13 protein-coding genes are annotated in these 16,291 nt (G+C 67.9%); 4 read left to right on the forward strand and 9 right to left on the reverse strand.

What is annotated here, in order from left to right:
- Nucleotides 1-362: 362 nt before the first annotated feature.
- Nucleotides 363-851 (reverse strand): bacterioferritin, encoded by a 489-nt coding sequence (bfr, locus tag B9Y64_RS00995; protein ID WP_100439133.1) that lies wholly within the window; start codon nt 849-851, stop codon nt 363-365.
- 125 nt (nt 852-976) lie between these two features.
- Here bfr and B9Y64_RS01000 point away from each other — a divergent pair, with 125 nt between their 5' ends.
- Nucleotides 977-3,304: a penicillin acylase family protein gene (locus B9Y64_RS01000; RefSeq protein WP_100439134.1), complete on the forward strand. Its 2,328-nt coding sequence runs from the start codon at nt 977-979 to the stop codon at nt 3,302-3,304.
- Between the two features lie 75 nt (nt 3,305-3,379).
- On the opposite strand, the gene B9Y64_RS01005 is transcribed toward B9Y64_RS01000, so the two are convergent.
- Both B9Y64_RS01005 and asnB read right to left on the reverse strand, forming a co-directional pair.
- Entirely contained in the window at nt 3,380-4,765 is a 1,386-nt protein-coding gene (locus B9Y64_RS01005) for a cation:proton antiporter (protein ID WP_100439873.1), read from the reverse strand.
- Nucleotides 4,766-4,871: 106 nt separating this feature from the next.
- Nucleotides 4,872-6,563 carry an asparagine synthase B gene (gene asnB / locus B9Y64_RS01010; protein WP_100439135.1) on the reverse strand — a complete coding sequence of 564 codons (1,692 nt, stop codon included), beginning with the start codon at nt 6,561-6,563 and terminating at the stop codon, nt 4,872-4,874.
- Between the two features lie 339 nt (nt 6,564-6,902).
- Between asnB and B9Y64_RS01015 the strand changes: the two genes are divergently transcribed.
- The gene (locus B9Y64_RS01015; protein WP_100439874.1) at nt 6,903-7,781 is read left to right on the forward strand and encodes a tetratricopeptide repeat protein; all 879 of its coding nucleotides are present in this window, start codon (nt 6,903-6,905) and stop codon (nt 7,779-7,781) included.
- Nucleotides 7,782-7,867: 86 nt separating this feature from the next.
- Here the strand turns inward: B9Y64_RS01015 and dapE are convergent, their stop codons facing one another.
- The 6 genes from dapE to map are packed head-to-tail and all read right to left on the reverse strand — an operon-like array spanning nt 7,868 to nt 14,827.
- The gene (gene dapE / locus B9Y64_RS01020; RefSeq protein ID WP_100439136.1) at nt 7,868-8,995 is read right to left on the reverse strand and encodes a succinyl-diaminopimelate desuccinylase; all 1,128 of its coding nucleotides are present in this window, start codon (nt 8,993-8,995) and stop codon (nt 7,868-7,870) included.
- Entirely contained in the window at nt 8,992-9,363 is a 372-nt protein-coding gene (locus B9Y64_RS01025) for an arsenate reductase (RefSeq protein WP_202909033.1), read from the reverse strand. The genes dapE and B9Y64_RS01025 overlap by 4 nt, the downstream gene beginning before the upstream one ends.
- 31 nt (nt 9,364-9,394) lie before the next feature.
- The gene (locus B9Y64_RS01030) at nt 9,395-10,261 is read right to left on the reverse strand and encodes a hypothetical protein (RefSeq protein WP_100439137.1); all 867 of its coding nucleotides are present in this window, start codon (nt 10,259-10,261) and stop codon (nt 9,395-9,397) included.
- 2 nt (nt 10,262-10,263) lie between these two features.
- The gene (gene dapD / locus B9Y64_RS01035) at nt 10,264-11,355 is read right to left on the reverse strand and encodes a 2,3,4,5-tetrahydropyridine-2,6-dicarboxylate N-succinyltransferase (protein WP_100439138.1); all 1,092 of its coding nucleotides are present in this window, start codon (nt 11,353-11,355) and stop codon (nt 10,264-10,266) included.
- On the reverse strand, nt 11,355-13,982 hold the full coding sequence (locus tag B9Y64_RS01040; RefSeq protein ID WP_100439139.1) for a [protein-PII] uridylyltransferase: 2,628 nt from the start codon (nt 13,980-13,982) through the stop codon (nt 11,355-11,357). The genes dapD and B9Y64_RS01040 overlap by 1 nt, the downstream gene beginning before the upstream one ends.
- 2 nt (nt 13,983-13,984) lie before the next feature.
- Nucleotides 13,985-14,827 (reverse strand): type I methionyl aminopeptidase, encoded by an 843-nt coding sequence (gene map / locus B9Y64_RS01045; RefSeq protein ID WP_100439140.1) that lies wholly within the window; start codon nt 14,825-14,827, stop codon nt 13,985-13,987.
- A 174-nt stretch (nt 14,828-15,001) separates the two neighbouring features.
- Between map and B9Y64_RS01050 the strand changes: the two genes are divergently transcribed.
- Both B9Y64_RS01050 and B9Y64_RS01055 read left to right on the forward strand, forming a co-directional pair.
- Complete coding sequence (locus B9Y64_RS01050; RefSeq protein ID WP_100439141.1) at nt 15,002-15,538, forward strand: Csu type fimbrial protein; 537 nt, start codon at nt 15,002-15,004, stop codon at nt 15,536-15,538.
- A complete protein-coding gene (locus tag B9Y64_RS01055; RefSeq protein WP_100439142.1) occupies nt 15,538-16,287 on the forward strand; it encodes a fimbrial biogenesis chaperone in 750 nt (249 codons plus the stop codon). Before B9Y64_RS01050 ends, B9Y64_RS01055 begins: the two co-directional genes overlap by 1 nt.
- Nucleotides 16,288-16,291: the final 4 nt, after the last annotated feature.

A 16,291-nucleotide genomic window follows, 5' to 3' on the forward strand; every position in this document is an offset into this window, starting at 1 on the left:
TGGGTTGGCACCCCTTGGCGCGGTAGACGCCAACCTTGGTTGGCGCTTTCCCTCCAATGGGGGTCAGAGCCGTTTTCGTTGAAAACGGATCTGACCCCGGACACGAAAAAGCCGGGGAATTCCCCGGCTTTTTCGTTGTCGGCTGGCGGGCGGTGGAGCGGCTGGCTGGCGAAGGCTGGCGGGCGCTGCTCCGGTGCTGGCGGGCGACAGAACGCGGTGTTTCTGGTTGAGCCGGCTGTCAGTCGGCTGCTTCCTGCTTCTGGTAGAGCCGACTGTCAGTCGGCTGCTCTGCCGAAATGCAGCCGACCAGCGGTCGGCTCTACCGGGCGGCCGCCGGGCATTGCCCGGCGCCAGGCGTCGGCTCAGTGCGCCGGGGCGCCGTTGCCGTCGATCTTGCTCAGCTGGTACAGCTCCAGGCCGATGCGCTTGATCAGGCCCAGCTGCTGTTCCAGCCACCAGGCGTGGTCTTCCTCGGTGTCCTTCAGCTGCGCCAGCAGGATGTCGCGGCTCACGTAGTCGCCCTTCTCCTCGCACAGCTTCATGCCGGCGGCGAGATTGTTCCGAACGGCGTATTCAGTATCGAGATCCTTCTGCAGCATCTCCTCCACGGTCTTTCCCGGCTCGGTGGCATGCGGGCGCATGTCCGGGTCGCCGCCCAGGAACAGGATCCGGCGCAGCAGCGCGTCGGCGTGCTGGGTCTCTTCTTCCATCTCGTGGTCCAGGCGTTCGTACAGCGCGAACAGGCCCTGGTCCTCGTAGCGGCGGGAATGGATGAAGTACTGGTCGCGGGCAGCAAGCTCGCCGCGCAGCAGTTCCTTCAGGCAGGCGATGACGTCCGGGTTGCCTTTCATGGGGGGGGCTCCTGTGAATCGATGCTGCATAGGGTGACGCATTTCCGGCGACGGTGATCTAATCGGAATCAGTCGCAGTTGCGCCTGCGGCTACAATCAGCCCACGAGTTCGGAAAGGACGTGCGATGCGACGTACATGGCGTTGGGTGCTGGGCGTATTGATCGCCATCGTGCTGGCCACCGCACTGATCCCGTGGCTGCTGCTGCGCGGCAGCCTGGCCGACCTGGATGGCGAACATGCACTGCCGGGCCTGGCCAGGCCGGTCACCATCGAGCGCGATGCGCTGGGCGTGGTCACCATCACTGCCGGCAGCCAGGCCGACGCGATGCGCGCACTGGGCCGCGTGCATGCGCAGGAACGCTATTTCGAGATGGACCTGATGCGCCGCAGCGCTGCCGGCGAACTGTCGGCACTGTTCGGTCCGAAGGCCATCGACGCCGACAAGCGCATGCGCGTGCACCGCCTGCGCGCACGTACCGAGGCACACCTGGACGCTGCATTGGGCGACAACGGCGATGCCGTGCGTGCCTATGTGGACGGCGTCAATGAAGGCCTGGCCGATCTCTCCGTGCGCCCGTGGGCCTACCTGCTGCTGCGGCAGTCGCCGCAACCGTGGCAGGCCAGCGACAGCGTGCTGACCGGGCTGGCCATGTACGCCGACCTGCAGGACCCGGGCAACCAGACCGAGCTTGCGCTCAGCCGCATCCGCGCGGTGGTGCCGCCGGCGCTGTACACCCTGCTCGCCCACGAAGGCAGCGAATGGGATGCACCGCTGTTCGGCGAACCCACCGGCAACGCCATCCTGCCCGATGCCAGCCAGCTGGACCTGCGCACGCTGAAGGGGAAGCCGGGCACCGAGCAGGAGGAAGCCGACGTCATCGGCAGCAACAACTTCGCGGTGGCCGGTGCACTCACCGCCGATGGTCGCGCGATCGTCGCCGACGACATGCACCTGGGCCTGCGCGCGCCGGGCCTGTGGTTCCGCGTGCGCCTGCGCTACCCCGACCCACAGGCCGCCGGCGGCCAGGTCGATGTCACCGGCTTCTCGCTGCCCGGCCTGCCGGCAGTGATCGTCGGCAGCAACGGGCATGTCGCCTGGGGCTTCACCAACAGCTACATCGACACGGCGGACTACCGCACGGAACCGGCCAACGCCGCGGTGACCGTGCATGAAGAGCGGATTGCGGTGGCCGGCCAGGCCGATGTGCTGCTCCCGGTTCGCGAAACCGCCTGGGGGCCGATCCTGCACACCCATGCCGATGGCAGCGGCGATGCGCTGCGCTGGGTCGCCCACCTGCCCGGCGCGGTACGCCTGGACTTCGGCGACCTGGCCCGCGCCGGTGATCTGGACGCCGCCCTGCGCTTTGCCGATCACGCTGGCATTCCCGCACAGAACCTGGTGGTCGGCGACCGCAGCGGACGCATCGCCTGGCGCCTGATCGGCGCCCGCCCGGACCGCGGTCCGGGCTGTGCACCGGCCGGCTTCACCGCCGCCAGCAACCAGGGCTGCGCCCCCTGGCCGATCCGCAGCGATGCCTCGCCGGCACTGATCGACCCGCCCAACCATCGCCTGTGGACTGCCAACGGCCGCGTCCTCGACGGCGAGGCACTGGCCAGCGTCGGCAACGGTGGCTATGACCTCGGTGCCCGCGCGCGGCAGATCCGCGACCTGCTGGCGATCCAGGAGCGCTTCAACGAACACGACCTGCTGGCGATCCAGCTCGATGACCGCGCCGTGTTCCTGCAGCGCTGGTGGGCCCTGCTGCACGACGTCATCGAACGCAGTGACGATCCGGCACTGACGCGTTTGAAGGAGGTCAGCCATCAATGGGGTGGCCGCGCCTCGGCCAGTTCGGTCAGCTACCGTGTGGTGCGTGAATTCCGCACGCAGGTGATGGAGACGTTGTCCGATGCATTGCTGGCACCGGCCAACGCGCAACTGGGCGATGACTATCTGGACCCGCGCCTGGCCCAACTGGAAGGCGTGGTCTGGCCGATGCTGCAACAGCGTCCGGCCAATCTGCTGCCACCCGCCTTCGACAGCTGGGATGCTCTGCTGGTCGACGCGGCACGCCGTACCGAGAGTGAACTGGCCAGGCAGGGGCCGCTGGCCAAGCGCACCTGGGGCGAACGCAATACTGCGGCGATCTGCCATCCCATCGCACGGGCGCTGCCGGACATCGCCAAGCGCTGGCTGTGCATGCCGGCCGACCGCCTGCCCGGCGACCGCGACATGCCGCGCGTGCAGACACCCAACTTCGGTGCTTCCGAACGCATGGTGGTCTCGCCCGGCCACGAGGCCGACGGCATCGTGCACATGCCCGGCGGCCAGAGCGGCCATCCACTGTCACCGTACTGGGGCGCCGGCCACGAGGACTGGGTGCATGGGCGCCCGACACCGTTCCTGCCCGGCAAGGCGCAGCACGTGATGACGCTGGTGCCGACGCGGTAGTGCCGGCCGCTGGCCGGCAACCCCGGAAGACCAGGGGTCAGATCCCTTTTCCAAGGGAAAAGGGATCTGACCCCATCACCGACGGTAGCGCCGTTCGATCAGGTTCAGCAGCGGCCCGGTCATCGCCGTGGTCACCAGCGCCATGATCACCAGCACCGCGAACAGGCGGTCGCCGAGCAGGCCCAGCTCGTAACCCAGGTTGAGCACGATCAGCTCCATCAGGCCACGGGTATTCATCAGTGCGCCCAGCCGCCACGCCTCGCGCGTGGGCATGCCGGCACTGCGCGCGGCACTGAAGGTGCCCAGCAGCTTGCCCGTCGTGGCCACCGCGATCACCACCACGCACAACACGATATCGCTGGCCTGCAGCGCATCGGCGCGCATGCGCAGCCCGGTCATGGCGAAGAACAACGGCAGCAGCAGGGTTACCGCGAACGGTTCGACGCGGGCCATCAGCAGGCCGCGCAGCTGCGCGTTGGACGATACCGCTACGCCCGCAGCGAACGCACCGAACAGCGCATGGATGCCCAGCATCTCGGTGACCAGCGCACTGCCCAGCGACAGCAGCAGGATGCCGAGCAGCCAGCGTCCCTCACGGCCCGGCGCGATCTGCTGACGGGCGAACCACGGCTTCACCAGCACCAGCATCAGCGCCACGAACGCGACCACGCACAACAGGTTGAGGCTGGCCGGCAGCCACCCGCTGGCCTGCGCGGCGGCCACGACCAGCGCCAGCAGGCACCACGCGGTGGCATCGCCCAAGGCAGCGCAGGCGATCGCGGTCTGCCCCAGTGGGGTCTGTGTGATGCCGCGGTCGGCAAGGATGCGCAGCAACACGGGGAAGGCCGTGATGCTCATCGAGATGCCAACGAAAAGCGCGAATGCAGTGAAGTCCACGCCTTGCGGGCCGTGCTGCGGATACAGCCAGATTGCCAGGGCGACGCCAAGCAAGAATGGCACCGCGATGCCGGCATGGCTGACCGTGAAGGCGAAACGCCGGCGGCCACGCAGCGCCGCCAGGTCCAGCTCGGCACCGGCAACCAGCAGGAACATCAGCACGCCCAGCTGGCTGAGCATGCCCAGCGGGCCAAGCGAACTGGCCGGGAACAAGGCGCCATGCAGTTGCGGCAACAGGCTGCCGAGCACCAGCGGCCCCATCATCAGGCCGGCAGCCATCTCGCCGATCACTGCCGGTTGTCCAAGGCGCTTGAGCAGCGCACCTGCGCCCTTGGCCACCAGCAGCAGCACCAGCAGCTGCAGCAGGAACAGGCCCAGCGGTGACGCCAGATGCTGCACCCAACTGCCTTCGGCCGCGGCCGCGGCACGGGCAACCGCCTCGGGCGCCGCCGGCCCGGCATACCGCGCCAGCAGCACGCCGGCCAGCAACGGCACCCCGGCCCAGGCCAGGTAGCGCCATCCCCACTTCATCGGTGGCGCCTGGCCCCCGGTCTGTACGTCCATGAACACTCCCCAATCTGCGGGGCGATGATACAAAAAAGGGGACGGAGGGGATTAAGTCGTTTGTGGCACATACGACTTAATCCCCTCCGTCCCCTTTTTTGGGCGCTTAGGCCAGGGCCTGCTCGTGCACGCCGGCGATCGCGCGACCTGACGGATCTGCAGCCATGGCGAAGCTGGCGTCCCAGGCAATGGCCGCCGGCGACGAACAGGCGATCGACTTGCCCCCTGGTACGGTTTCGGCGGCTGCACGGCTCGGGAAGAACTGCTCGAACAGGTGGCGGTAGTAGTACGCCTCCTTGGTCTGCGGCGGGTTGTGCGGGAAGCGCTTGTCGGCCGCCGCCAGTACGCGGTCGCTCACCTGTGCTTCGGCATGCGCCTTCAGCCCATCGATCCAGCCGTAGCCAACGCCATCACTGAACTGCTCCTTCTGTCGCCACAGGATGCTGTCCGGCAGGTAGCCTTCGAACGCCTCGCGCAAGACCGCCTTTTCGATGCGGCGGCCGCCAAAGCCGGCGCCGACCATCTTGTGCGCGGCATCGAAGCGCATCGCTACATCGAGGAACTCACGGTCCAGGAACGGCACGCGCGGCTCCACGCCCCAGGCCATCATCGACTTGTTGGCGCGCAGGCAGTCGTAGTTGTGCAGGGCATCGAGCTTGCGTACCAGCTCGTCATGGAATTCACGCGCGTCCGGCGCCTTGTGGAAATACAGGTAGCCACCAAAGATCTCGTCGCTGCCCTCGCCGGAAAGCACCATCTTCACCCCCATTGCCTTGATCCGCCGCGCCAGCAGGAACATCGGCGTCGATGCACGGATGGTGGTGACGTCGTAGGTCTCGATGTGGCGGATCACTTCCGGCAGCGCATCGAGGCCTTCCTCGAAGGTGTACTCGAAGCCGTGATGCACGGTGCCCAGCGCTTCGGCGGCGATGGCAGCAGCGGCCAGGTCGGGCGAGCCCTTCAAACCGATCGCGAACGAGTGCAGCCGCGGCCACCAGGCTTCGGTCTGCCCCCCGTCCTCGATGCGGCGACGTGCATAGCGTGCGGCTACTGCCGCCACCAGCGACGAGTCCAGGCCTCCGGACAGCAGCACCCCATACGGCACGTCGCTCATCAGCTGGCGCTCCACCGCATGCTCGAACGCCTGGCGCAGCTCGGCCAGATCGGCCTGGCGCCCCTGCACGTCGGCATAGTCGCGCCACGGCTGCTGGTAGTAGCGCACCAGCTCACCACTGGCACTGTCGAAGTAATGGCCCGGCGGGAACTGCGCGACGTCGGCACAGGTATCAGCCAGCGCCTTCATCTCCGAGGCCACGCGCAGGCGCCCCTGGGCATCGTGGCCCCAGTACAAGGGCACCACGCCGACCGGATCGCGCGCCACCAGCACGCGGCCGCTGTCGCGGTCCCACAGCGCGAACGCAAAGATGCCATTGAGCTGTTCCAGCCACTGCGCCGGCGAAGCGCCCTGGCGGTGCAGCGCGTTGATCACCTCGCAGTCCGAGCCGGTCTGGAAGTCGTAGGGGGTGGTCAGCGCCGCCTTCAATGCCTGATGGTTGTAGATCTCGCCGTTCACCGCCAGCGCCAGCTGGCCATCGGCCGACAGCAGCGGCTGCGAACCACCGGCCGGGTCGACGATGGCCAGCCGCTCGTGGACCAGCAGCGCACCTTCGTCGAGGTATACGCCGCTCCAGTCCGGACCACGATGGCGTTGGCGCTGCGACAGTTCCAGCGCATGGCGGCGCAGGGCCGGAAGATCGTCACCGGCCTGCAGGCCGAAGATTCCGAAGATCGAACACATGGGGAAGCTCCTGTTGGGGGATTTCACGGGTGGGAAGGTGTTCGACCGGCCATCCAGGCCCGGGTGGGGCTGCGCCCGGGCACAAAAAAACCCGCATCGACCGATGCGGGTTTTCTGGTGTCCGGGCGTGTGTTGCTGTCTATCTACCCAGGGCGCAGTCCCGCATCGGCCGCGCACGATTATTCGCGCGCAGATTATTGCGGTTGTTGTTATTGACGGCGGTGGCCAGGCGGATCGACATGGCATCGACCCTACCCCGGTTTCCGGCACCGCGCAACCGTTGCGTTGGCAACCACTCCCCGGAGCGCATAATGGCCCGCCCCGAAACGTGTAATGGAAATGCAACACCGCAATGGACGCAACGCGGCGCTGGCCGCCCTGCTCTGCCTGGGCCTGGCCGCCTGCCAGACCCTGCCCCCACCCTCGCCCCTGCCGCCGGCCCAGCAGCAAAGCCTGGAACAGCGCGGAAGCGACGGCAGCTTCGAGGGGGCCTTTGATACCGCGGAAACCTTCGAGCGCTTCAACGATCCACGCGCCATCACCTACTACGAGCGTGCCGCAGCGGTCACGCCCTGGACCTTCCACAACACCAGGGCGGAAGAAGCACTGGGCCGGATCTGGGTCTCCGGCACGCTGCGGTATGCCGACAGCCCCCACATCAACCCGGCACCGGTGCTGCGCGCGTCCTGGCGACGTGGCGAACGCGCCTACCTGGCGGCGGCCTACCACGGCAATCCCTATGCGTTCTACGAACTCGCCAAGGCCTATCGCCAGCGTGGCGACGCACAACAGGCGCTGCGCTGGGACCTGCGCGAAATGATCTACAAGCGCTACCCGAGTTCATCATCGCGACTGCCGGATGCGGTGGCCGCACAGGGTGGCACCGTGCATCCGCTGGTTGCGCAGATCCAGCGTCGCGCCGAGCGCGGCGATGCCGAAGCGCAGGTGGACCTGGGCGCGCTGCTGGAGAAGGGCGTGGGATTGCCGCGTGATCCGGCGCGTGCGCTGCAGCTGTACCAGCGCGCCGGGGAGAACGGAAATGTGTTCGGCCAGTACTTCGCCGGACTGCTGCTGGGCCGCAGTGCGCCGGGCGTGGAGAAGGACACCGACGCAGCCGCACGCTGGTTCGCGCGGGCCGACGCGCAGCACTTCTACATGGCGGCGCCGAGCTACTGGGAAAAAGCGATCAAGCCGCCGTTCTTCATTTTTTCGGAATAGTGCCGCCGGGCCATGCCTGGCGGGATGGGTGCCGGCCAACGGTCGGCACCCACCTCAGCAGGATCGAGGCTTCCCCACCGCCGGGTTCACACCAGCAGCCGTTCCACCAGCCGCTGGTACAGCCCCGGCAACGCCTCCAGATCGTCCACGCGCACGTTCTCGTCCACCTGGTGGATGCTCGCGTTGACCGGCCCCACTTCAATGCACTGCGCGCCCAATGGCGCGATGAAGCGGGCATCGGACGTGCCGCCACCGGTGCTTTCCTCCGGCGCACGGCCGATGTGCTCGGCCAGCACCGCACGCGCGGTGGCGCGCAGCGTGCCCTCCGGGGTGTAGAACGGTTCGCCGCTGCGATGCCACTTCAGCGTGTACTGCAGGCCATGCCGGTCCAGCAGCGCGGTGATGTCCGCTTCCAGCTTCGGCGCATCCCAGTGCGGGTTGTAGCGGATGTTGAAATCCACTTCGAGCTCGCCGGGAATCACGTTGTTGGCACCGGTACCGGCATGGATGTTGGAGATCTGCAGGCTGGTCGGCGGGAAACTCTCGTAGCCGTCATCCCAGCGCCGTGCACTCAGCTCGGCCAGGGCCGGCGCCGCCTGGTGGATCGGGTTGCGTGCCTTCTCCGGATACGCCACATGGCCCTGCACGCCCTGCACCCGCAGCTTGGCCGACAGGCTGCCACGACGGCCTACGCGCAGCAGGTCACCCAGCGTCGCGGTCGACGACGGCTCGCCGGTGATGCACCAGTCGATGCGTTGGCCGCGTTCGGCGAACAGGCGTGCGACGTGGCGCACGCCATCGATGGCATCGCCCTCCTCGTCGCTGGTGAGCAGCACCGCCAGCGTGCCGGGGTGATCGGGATGTGCGGCGACGAACTGCTCGGCAGCCACCACGAACGCCGCCACGCTGCCCTTCATGTCGGCGGTGCCACGGCCATACAGCACGCCGTCACGGATCTGCGGCATGAACGGGTCGCTGGCCCAGGCCTCGCGCGGACCGGTCGGCACCACGTCGGTATGGCCCAGCAGCACCAGTACCGGCGCGCCCTGGCCATGGGTCGCCCACAGGTTGTCGACCTCGCCCAGCCGCAGGTGGTCGCACTGGAACCCGGCCTGCTTCAGGCGTGCTGCCAGCAGTGCCTGGCAACCGGCATCCTCCGGCGTTACCGAGGGCCGTGCGATCAGCTCGCAGGTCAGGTCGAGGACCGCGCTCATGCGTCACCCACCCCGAAGCGGGCCTTGAAGCCGTTGTCACTGAACCCCTGGCTGGCCGTGCCATCGGCGGTGACCACCAGCGGGCGCTTGATCAGCTGCGGGTACTCGCGCAGCAGCAGCTTCCATTCGGCCTCGGAGTCCGCGGCCTTGCGGTTGTCCGGCAGCTGCCGCCAGGTGGTGGAGGACTTGTTCACCATCGCGGCCAGGCCGCCCAGCTGCGCTGCCCACGCCAGCAGCATCTCCGGGCTGGGTTTGTTGTCGCGGTAGTCGACGAAGGTGTACGGCACGCCGAAGCGGTCCAGCCACTTGGTCGCCTTCTTGCAGGTATCGCAGTTCTTCAAACCGTAGACAGTGGTGCTCATGGCCATCTGTGATGCTGGAAAACAGAGGCCCAGAATCTCACAACAGGCGCTCGGACACGACCCGGAACGGCACCCTTGGCAGGCGGAAGGCCAGCCCCTCGTGCAACGCCACGCCCATTGCCAGCAGGCGCGGGCAATGCAGTTCGCCGAGCAGGCGCAGGGGCTGCAGGCTGTCGACCGCGACCGGTAGTGCGATGCGCGTGCTGGCCCAGTGCCGGTCACAGGTGCGGGCAATGGCCTCGTCCTGGCAGGTCAGGAAGCGCAGCAGGGCCTGATGGCCGCCGAAGGCCGCCGACCACCCGGCATCGTCCCAGCCCGCAGCGGCCTGCCACTGCAGGTGCAGCGCAGGAGCACTCCCCTGCCCGCCTTCGATCAGGGTGTACCCGTCGCCGTCGGCACCCACCACGTGCTCGAAGCGCGCCGACAGGTGGGGTTGCATGGCATCGCTGAAAGCGCGCGCGCCGGCGACGAAGGCCAGCTGGTCCATCACGTTGCGATCGAACAGCACCACCGGCGTCCCGTCCGGATCATCGTCTCGGCGCAGGTACCAGCGCCAGTTGCTCTGCCTTGGGGATGGCATCAGGGAACGCAGCGGCCCCGCCAGCGCCGGCCCGAAGTGGCCGTGTCGGTAGCTGAGGATGGTGTATGGCGTGCGTCCGGCATGAACCACGTAGTGGTGGCCCGCTGGCGCCGGCGGCGCATGGCGCACGTCAACCCACCAGCTCACGTACACCACGTCGCGCACATCGCTGACCAGCGCCGGCATCGGCCAGCGTTGCGACAACGCCCGGCGCAGCCGGGTCCAGTGCGGGGCGTGCAGCAGGCGCGGCAGCATCCGCCCGAACAGGGTATCGGACGGATGCCGGTAGATCGCGGACCGCGCCAGATCCTCCGGCGCAGTCATCTTCAGTCAGCCAGGCCGCGCAACAGGTCGTTGACGCTGGTCTTGCTGCGGGTGCGGGCATCGACCTGCTTGACGATCACCGCGCAGTACAGCGAATGGGTACCGTCCTTGCTCGGCAGCGAGCCGGACACCACCACGCTGTAGGGCGGGATGTAGCCGTAGGTGATCTCGCCGGTGGCACGGTTGTAGATGCGGGTGCTCTGGCTGAGGAACACGCCCATGCCGATCACGCTGTGGTGGCCCACCACCACGCCCTCCACCACTTCCGAACGGGCACCGATGAAGCAGTGGTCCTCGATGATGGTTGGGCTGGCCTGCAGCGGCTCCAGCACGCCGCCGATGCCGGCACCACCGGACAGGTGGCAGTGCTGGCCGATCTGCGCGCAGGAACCAACGGTGGCCCAGGTGTCGACCATGGTGCCTTCGCCGACATAGGCGCCGATGTTGGTGAAGCTCGGCATCAGCACCACGTCCTTGCCGAAGTAGGTACCACGGCGGGCGATCGCGCCCGGCACCACGCGCACGCCGCCACGGCGGAACTTCGCTTCGTCATAGCCGGCGAAGCGCGATTCGACCTTGTCCCAGAACGGCGCCGGGCGTGCATCGACCACCGCCATGTCGTTGACGCGGAAATACAGCAGCACGGCCTTCTTCAGCCACTCGTTGACCTTCCAGCCACCCTGGCCATCCGGCTCGGCGACGCGGAACTCACCGCTCTCCAGGCCGTCGATCACGCGGTTGACCAGCGGCTTGGTCGAGCCTTCCAGTTCGTGCAGGGTCAAGGTGGCACGGCGCTCGAAGGCGCTCTCGATGCCGAACTTCAGTTCTTCCACGCCCGGTGCCGACGGCTTGCGCAGCGACTTGCGGGCGATGGTTTCGGCGCGGACGGCCTCGGCACTCTTGGCCGGCGCCTTCTTCACCGCAGCCGTTTTCTTCGCCGGGGTCTTCACCGCAGTGGCCTTCTTCGGCGCAGCGGCCTTCTTCGCGGCCGGTGCAGCGGCAGCCGGTTTCCGGGCCGCTGCGCCCTTCGGGGTCGCGGCGGTCGGACCAGCCTTCGGCTGTTGTTGAACTTTCTTGGCGGGCTTGGTGGCCATCAGGCGGAATCTCCGGCGTTTCGATCAGGGTCCAGGCAGGCCAGCATCGCGTCATGCAGCTGCTGCCGGGCAGGTTCAGTCAGGGGGAGGTCGTGTTCGTCACTGATCACGAAGGTGTCTTCGGCGCGTTCGCCGAACGTGGCAATGCGCGCATCATGCACGCGCAGGCCCTGGTTGCGCAGCACGAACGCCACATCGGCCAGCAGGCCGGGACGGTCGGGGGCGACCAGGGCGAATCGGGTTGCACCCGGCTCATCGCGGAACTCGATGCGCGGGGCGAAGCGGAAGTGCCGCAGCTGCCGCGGTACCACCCGGCGCGACGGCCGCAGGCGCGACAGGTCACCACCGAGTGCCTCGCGCAGCGCCGCTTCCAGGTTGGCACTGCTGCCATCGGCAAAGGTGTCGGCCGGGTTCACTTCGAAGGTATCGAAGATGGTGTCGGCCGGGCCGTCCAGCACGCGTGCGCGGTGGATGCCGTAGCCCTTGCGGTCCAGGGTCATCACGATCGCGGCGAACAGGCCGTCGCGGTCGGGCGAATGCACGAACACTTCCAGCGCCGGGTCGTCGACGCTGATCCGGCGCACCTTCACCAGCGCCTGGCCCTGCTTCACCGGCACCAGTGCGGCGGCCTGCCAGGCCAGCTGCTCCGGGCGCAGGCGGATGAAGCCCTCATCAGGCATCACCGCGAACTGGCGGTCGATGGTGGCATCGTCGTAGCCCTGCTCGCGCACCAGTGCGCGCACGCTGTCACGTGCCTCGGCCACGCGCTCGGCGGCCGGCACCGGATGCTCAAGCCCCTCGCGCAGCGCGCGCCGGGTGGCAAAGTACAGGTCGGCCAGCAGGCGATCCTTCCAGGCATTCCATAGCTTCGGGCTGGTGCCGGCGATGTCGGCACAGGTCAGCAGGTACAGGTAGTCCAGGCGGTCGCGGCTGCCGACCAGGGTAGCGAAGCGATGGATCACCACCGGATCGGCGATGTCCTGCTTCTGCGCGGTCACCGACATGCGCAGGTGCTGTTCGACCAGCCATGCCACCAGCTCGGTATCGGTGCCACTCAGCGCATGCGCCTGGCAGAACGCACGCGCGTCCACCGCACCCAGCTCCGAGTGGTCGCCGCCACGGCCCTTGGCGATGTCATGGAACAGGCCGGCCAGCAGCAGCAGCTCCGGCTTGCGCAGGCGTGGCCACACTTCGTGCGCGATCGAGAAGCGCTCGTCGGCACGGCTGCTGGCGAACTGGCCGATGTTGCGCAGGACCATCAGCGTGTGCTGGTCGACCGTATAGACATGGAACAGGTCGAACTGCATGCGCCCGCTGACCTGGGCAAACGCGGGAATCCACTGCCCAAGCACGCCCAGCCGTGCCATGCGCGAAAGCGTATCGACCGGGCGCTGGCCGCGCAGCAGGGCCAGGAACTGCTCGCGTGCATCGGTATCGGCCTGGTCGTAGGCCGGAAGCAACGGCAGCGACTCGGCCAGCGCACGCGCGGTAAGCGAGTGCAGGCCGCGCACCTGCGGATTGTTGGCCCAACTGGAAAACAGTGCGAACACCTGGCCGATGTCGCCGCGCGGCCAATCGGCCTCGTTGGCAGCCAGGTAGCCGCGGCGCAGGGAAAAGCCCACGGTCAACGGTTCCGGCTGGGCCTCGCCATCGAACTGTTCCTCGAAGCGCTGCAGCAGGCGGTCGCTGATCCGGCGCACCACCAACGCGGCGCGGTAGAAGCCCTGCATCATTTTCTCGACACCGAGGTTCTCGGCATCGTCTTCGAAGCCCAGGCGCGCGGCCAGGGTCTTCTGGTAATCGAAACGCAGGCGCTCTTCCGGACGACGCGCCACCAGGTGCAGGCCGAAGCGCAACCGCGCCAGCACCGCACGTTCGCGCTTCAAGGCCGCGGCTTCGTCAGCGCCCAGATGGCCAAGCCCGACCAGCGCCTCCAGGTCGCGCACGCCGAATGCACGCAGCGCCATCCAGCCCAGCGTGTTGAGATCGCGCAGGCCGCCGGGCCCATCCTTCAGGTCCGGCTCCAGGTTGTCGGCGGTATCGCCGAAGCGCTGGTGCCGGTTGCGCAGCTCTTCCAGCTTGGCCAGGAAGAAGGTGCGTGCCGGCCACAGTTCGCGGTCGTCGGTGGCCTCGCGCAGCGCGCGACGCGCGGCATCATCGGCCAGGATCGGACGCGCCTCGATCAGCGCGGTAAGCACGGTCTGGTCAGCCGCCGCCTCGCGGCACTGCCATGCAGAACGCACCGCATGGCTGACCGCCAACCCGCAGTCCCACAGCAGCGCGAACAGGCGCGCCAATGCCGCTTCATGCGCCAGTTGTGCCGGCGGATCGCCGAACACCAGCAGGTCGATGTCCGAACGCGGAAACAGTTCACCGCGGCCATAGCCGCCCACCGCGAACAGCGACAGGCCGCTGTCGGCCGGCAGGCAGCGCTGCCAGGCCAGGCGGATCAGATGGTCGGCAGCACGTGCGCGCAGCGCCAGCAGGCGCTCGATGTTGTCGCCCTGGTCGAAGCGGCGGTACAGGCGCGCGTCGGCCTGCTGCAGCGCCTGGCGCGCGGCAGCAGCCCAATCCGGGTCGTTGAGCGACGCGGCCGGCGTGTCCAGCAGCGAACTCGCCGGCAGCATCTTCAGGAGACCTGCGACTCGCCTGGCGACAGGGTCAGCACGTCCACGCCGGTCTCGGTGACCGCGATCATGTGCTCCCACTGCGCCGACAGCTTGCGGTCCTTGGTCACCACGGTCCAGCCATCCGGCAGCACCTTGTTGTAGCGGGTGCCCTCGTTGATCATCGGCTCGATGGTGAAGGTCATGCCCGGCTGCAGCACCAGGCCCTGGCCCGGGCGGCCGTAATGCACCACCTGCGGCTCGTCGTGGTAGACCTTGCCGATGCCGTGGCCGCAGTACTCGCGCACCACGCTGAAACGCTCGCCTTCGGCATAGCTCTGGATGGCATGGCCGATGTCACCCAGGGTGGCGCCCGGACGCACCGCACGGATGCCGCGCCACATGGCTTCGTAGGTGGTTTCCACCAGGCGGCGGGCCATCACCGACGGGGTGCCGACGAAGTACATGCGGCTGGTGTCGCCGTGCCAGCCGTCCTTGATGACGGTGACGTCGATATTGATGATGTCGCCATCCTTGAGCACCTTCCCTTCGCTGGGGATGCCATGGCAGATGACGTTGTTGACCGAGGTGCACACGGTCTTCGGGAAGCCGCGGTAGCCGACGTTGGCCGGAACGGCGCCCTGCACGTTCACGATGTGGTCGTGGCAGATGCGGTCCAGTTCCTCGGTGGTGACACCGGGCTTGACGTGGGGGGTGACGATGTCGAGCACTTCGCTGGCCAGGCGGCCGGCGATGCGCATCATCTCGATTTCCTGCGGGGTTTTCAGATTCACGCTCATGGCACCCATTATCGCCGATCCGGCCGCAATCTGAACGAACGCCACCCAACTGGCGTTCCGGGCCATGCACGGTTCCGGCAAGGAAAGTGAAAGCGTGATGGCCTCCACCCTTTCGCCCGCCTATTTATCACGGATTACAGACACTTGCGCTGCCTAAGCTGGCCGCGACCGTCGTCAAAGCGGCGCCGAACGTGCCGCCTTCGCCTTGTTCAACGGACCTTCGGGTCAGGGAGGTTGTCCATGCGATCCCCAGTTCGATCCCTGCGCGCCTGGGCCCTGCTGGCCCTGCTGCTGGCCGGTCCCGCCCTGGCCCAGGCCGCCGACACCACCACCTTCAACGTCACCCTGGTGGTCACCAAGGCCTGCACCATCACGGCGGCGGCGGCCACCAACGTCGACTTCGGCACCGCGGCCTCGACCACCGCCACCCCCACCCTGGGCCAGGGCACGGTGACCGCGCAGTGCTCGGCCCTGACCCCGTACACGATCTCGCTGAATGCGGGTGCCAATGCCGGCACCGCCAATGACGTCACCACCCGGCGGATGAAGAACACCAATGCGGCGGTGACCGCCAACAACTACGTCGGCTACCAGCTCTACCAGGACGCCGCGCATACCCTGGTCTGGGGCGCCACATCCGGCACCAATACCCAGGCCGGCATCGGCACCGGCCTGGCCGTGCCCTACATCGTCTACGGCCAGATCCTGAACCTGAGCACCAACAACCCGGCCACCGGTAGCTACCTGGATACGGTCACCGCCACGATCACCTATTGATGGAGCACGCCCGCATGGCCGGACCCCGCCCGTGGCGCGCCACCGGCGTGGCGCTGCTCGCCCTGTACCTGCTGGCCGTCGCCACCGCCGGCGCCACCAGCCTGCAGGTGGCCCCGACCAGCCTGCAGCTGGAAGCGCGCCAACGTGCCGGCGAGTTGTGGCTGACCAACAGCGGCACCTCGCCGGTGAAGCTGCAGGTGCGCGTGTTCCGCTGGGTGCAGCAGGACGGCCAGGAACAGCTGCTGCCCACCGATGAAGTGATGGCCACCCCGCCGATGCAGGAACTGGCCGCCGGCCAGCAGCAGCTGGTGCGGGTAATGCGCCCGGACAGGGAACCGCCGCCGGCACAGCGGTATTACCGCCTGATCGTCGATGAGGTGCCCGACCTGGCCACCCGTGCCGATGGCATGCAGTTCGTGCTGCGCTATTCGATTCCGGTGTTCGTGCAGCCCTCGGCCGGCACGCTGGCACCGCGGCTGCAGGCCCGCCTGGTGCAGTTGGCGGACGGCCGCAACGGCGTCGAGGTGGCCAATTCGGGCAACGGCTACGCACAGATCGCCGATCTCGCGCTGGGCAGCGCCACGCGCCCGCGCATCGTCCATCCCGGGCTGCTGGGCTATGTGCTGCCTGGCCAGGTGATGCGCTGGCCGATCGAACGCACGGCGATCGACCGCGACAACGACCAGATCACGGCCAAGCTCAATGGCGAGTCGGAACAGACGCCACTGTCGCCCCCACCGGCTCGCTGAGGCG

The sequence above is a fragment of the Stenotrophomonas maltophilia genome (assembly GCF_002799245.1).
Taxonomy (GTDB): domain Bacteria; phylum Pseudomonadota; class Gammaproteobacteria; order Xanthomonadales; family Xanthomonadaceae; genus Stenotrophomonas; species Stenotrophomonas maltophilia_S.

Excerpts from the sequence above, each read along its gene's own strand:
- B9Y64_RS01000 (WP_100439134.1), top strand. The coding sequence starts at position 977 with ATGCGACGTACATGGCGTTGGGTGCTGGGCGTATTGATCGCCATCGTG.
- B9Y64_RS01040 (WP_100439139.1), bottom strand. The coding sequence starts at position 13,982 with ATGCTGCCGGCGAGTTCGCTGCTGGACACGCCGGCCGCGTCGCTCAAC.
- dapE (WP_100439136.1), bottom strand. The coding sequence starts at position 8,995 with ATGAGCGCGGTCCTCGACCTGACCTGCGAGCTGATCGCACGGCCCTCG.
- dapD (WP_100439138.1), bottom strand. The coding sequence starts at position 11,355 with ATGGCCACCAAGCCCGCCAAGAAAGTTCAACAACAGCCGAAGGCTGGT.
- B9Y64_RS01005 (WP_100439873.1), bottom strand. The coding sequence starts at position 4,765 with ATGGACGTACAGACCGGGGGCCAGGCGCCACCGATGAAGTGGGGATGG.
- map (WP_100439140.1), bottom strand. The coding sequence starts at position 14,827 with ATGGCCCGGAACGCCAGTTGGGTGGCGTTCGTTCAGATTGCGGCCGGA.
- bfr (WP_100439133.1), bottom strand. The coding sequence starts at position 851 with ATGAAAGGCAACCCGGACGTCATCGCCTGCCTGAAGGAACTGCTGCGC.
- B9Y64_RS01055 (WP_100439142.1), top strand. The coding sequence starts at position 15,538 with ATGGAGCACGCCCGCATGGCCGGACCCCGCCCGTGGCGCGCCACCGGC.
- asnB (WP_100439135.1), bottom strand. The coding sequence starts at position 6,563 with ATGTGTTCGATCTTCGGAATCTTCGGCCTGCAGGCCGGTGACGATCTT.
- B9Y64_RS01050 (WP_100439141.1), top strand. The coding sequence starts at position 15,002 with ATGCGATCCCCAGTTCGATCCCTGCGCGCCTGGGCCCTGCTGGCCCTG.
- B9Y64_RS01030 (WP_100439137.1), bottom strand. The coding sequence starts at position 10,261 with ATGACTGCGCCGGAGGATCTGGCGCGGTCCGCGATCTACCGGCATCCG.
- B9Y64_RS01015 (WP_100439874.1), top strand. The coding sequence starts at position 6,903 with ATGCAACACCGCAATGGACGCAACGCGGCGCTGGCCGCCCTGCTCTGC.
- B9Y64_RS01025 (WP_202909033.1), bottom strand. The coding sequence starts at position 9,363 with ATGGCCATGAGCACCACTGTCTACGGTTTGAAGAACTGCGATACCTGC.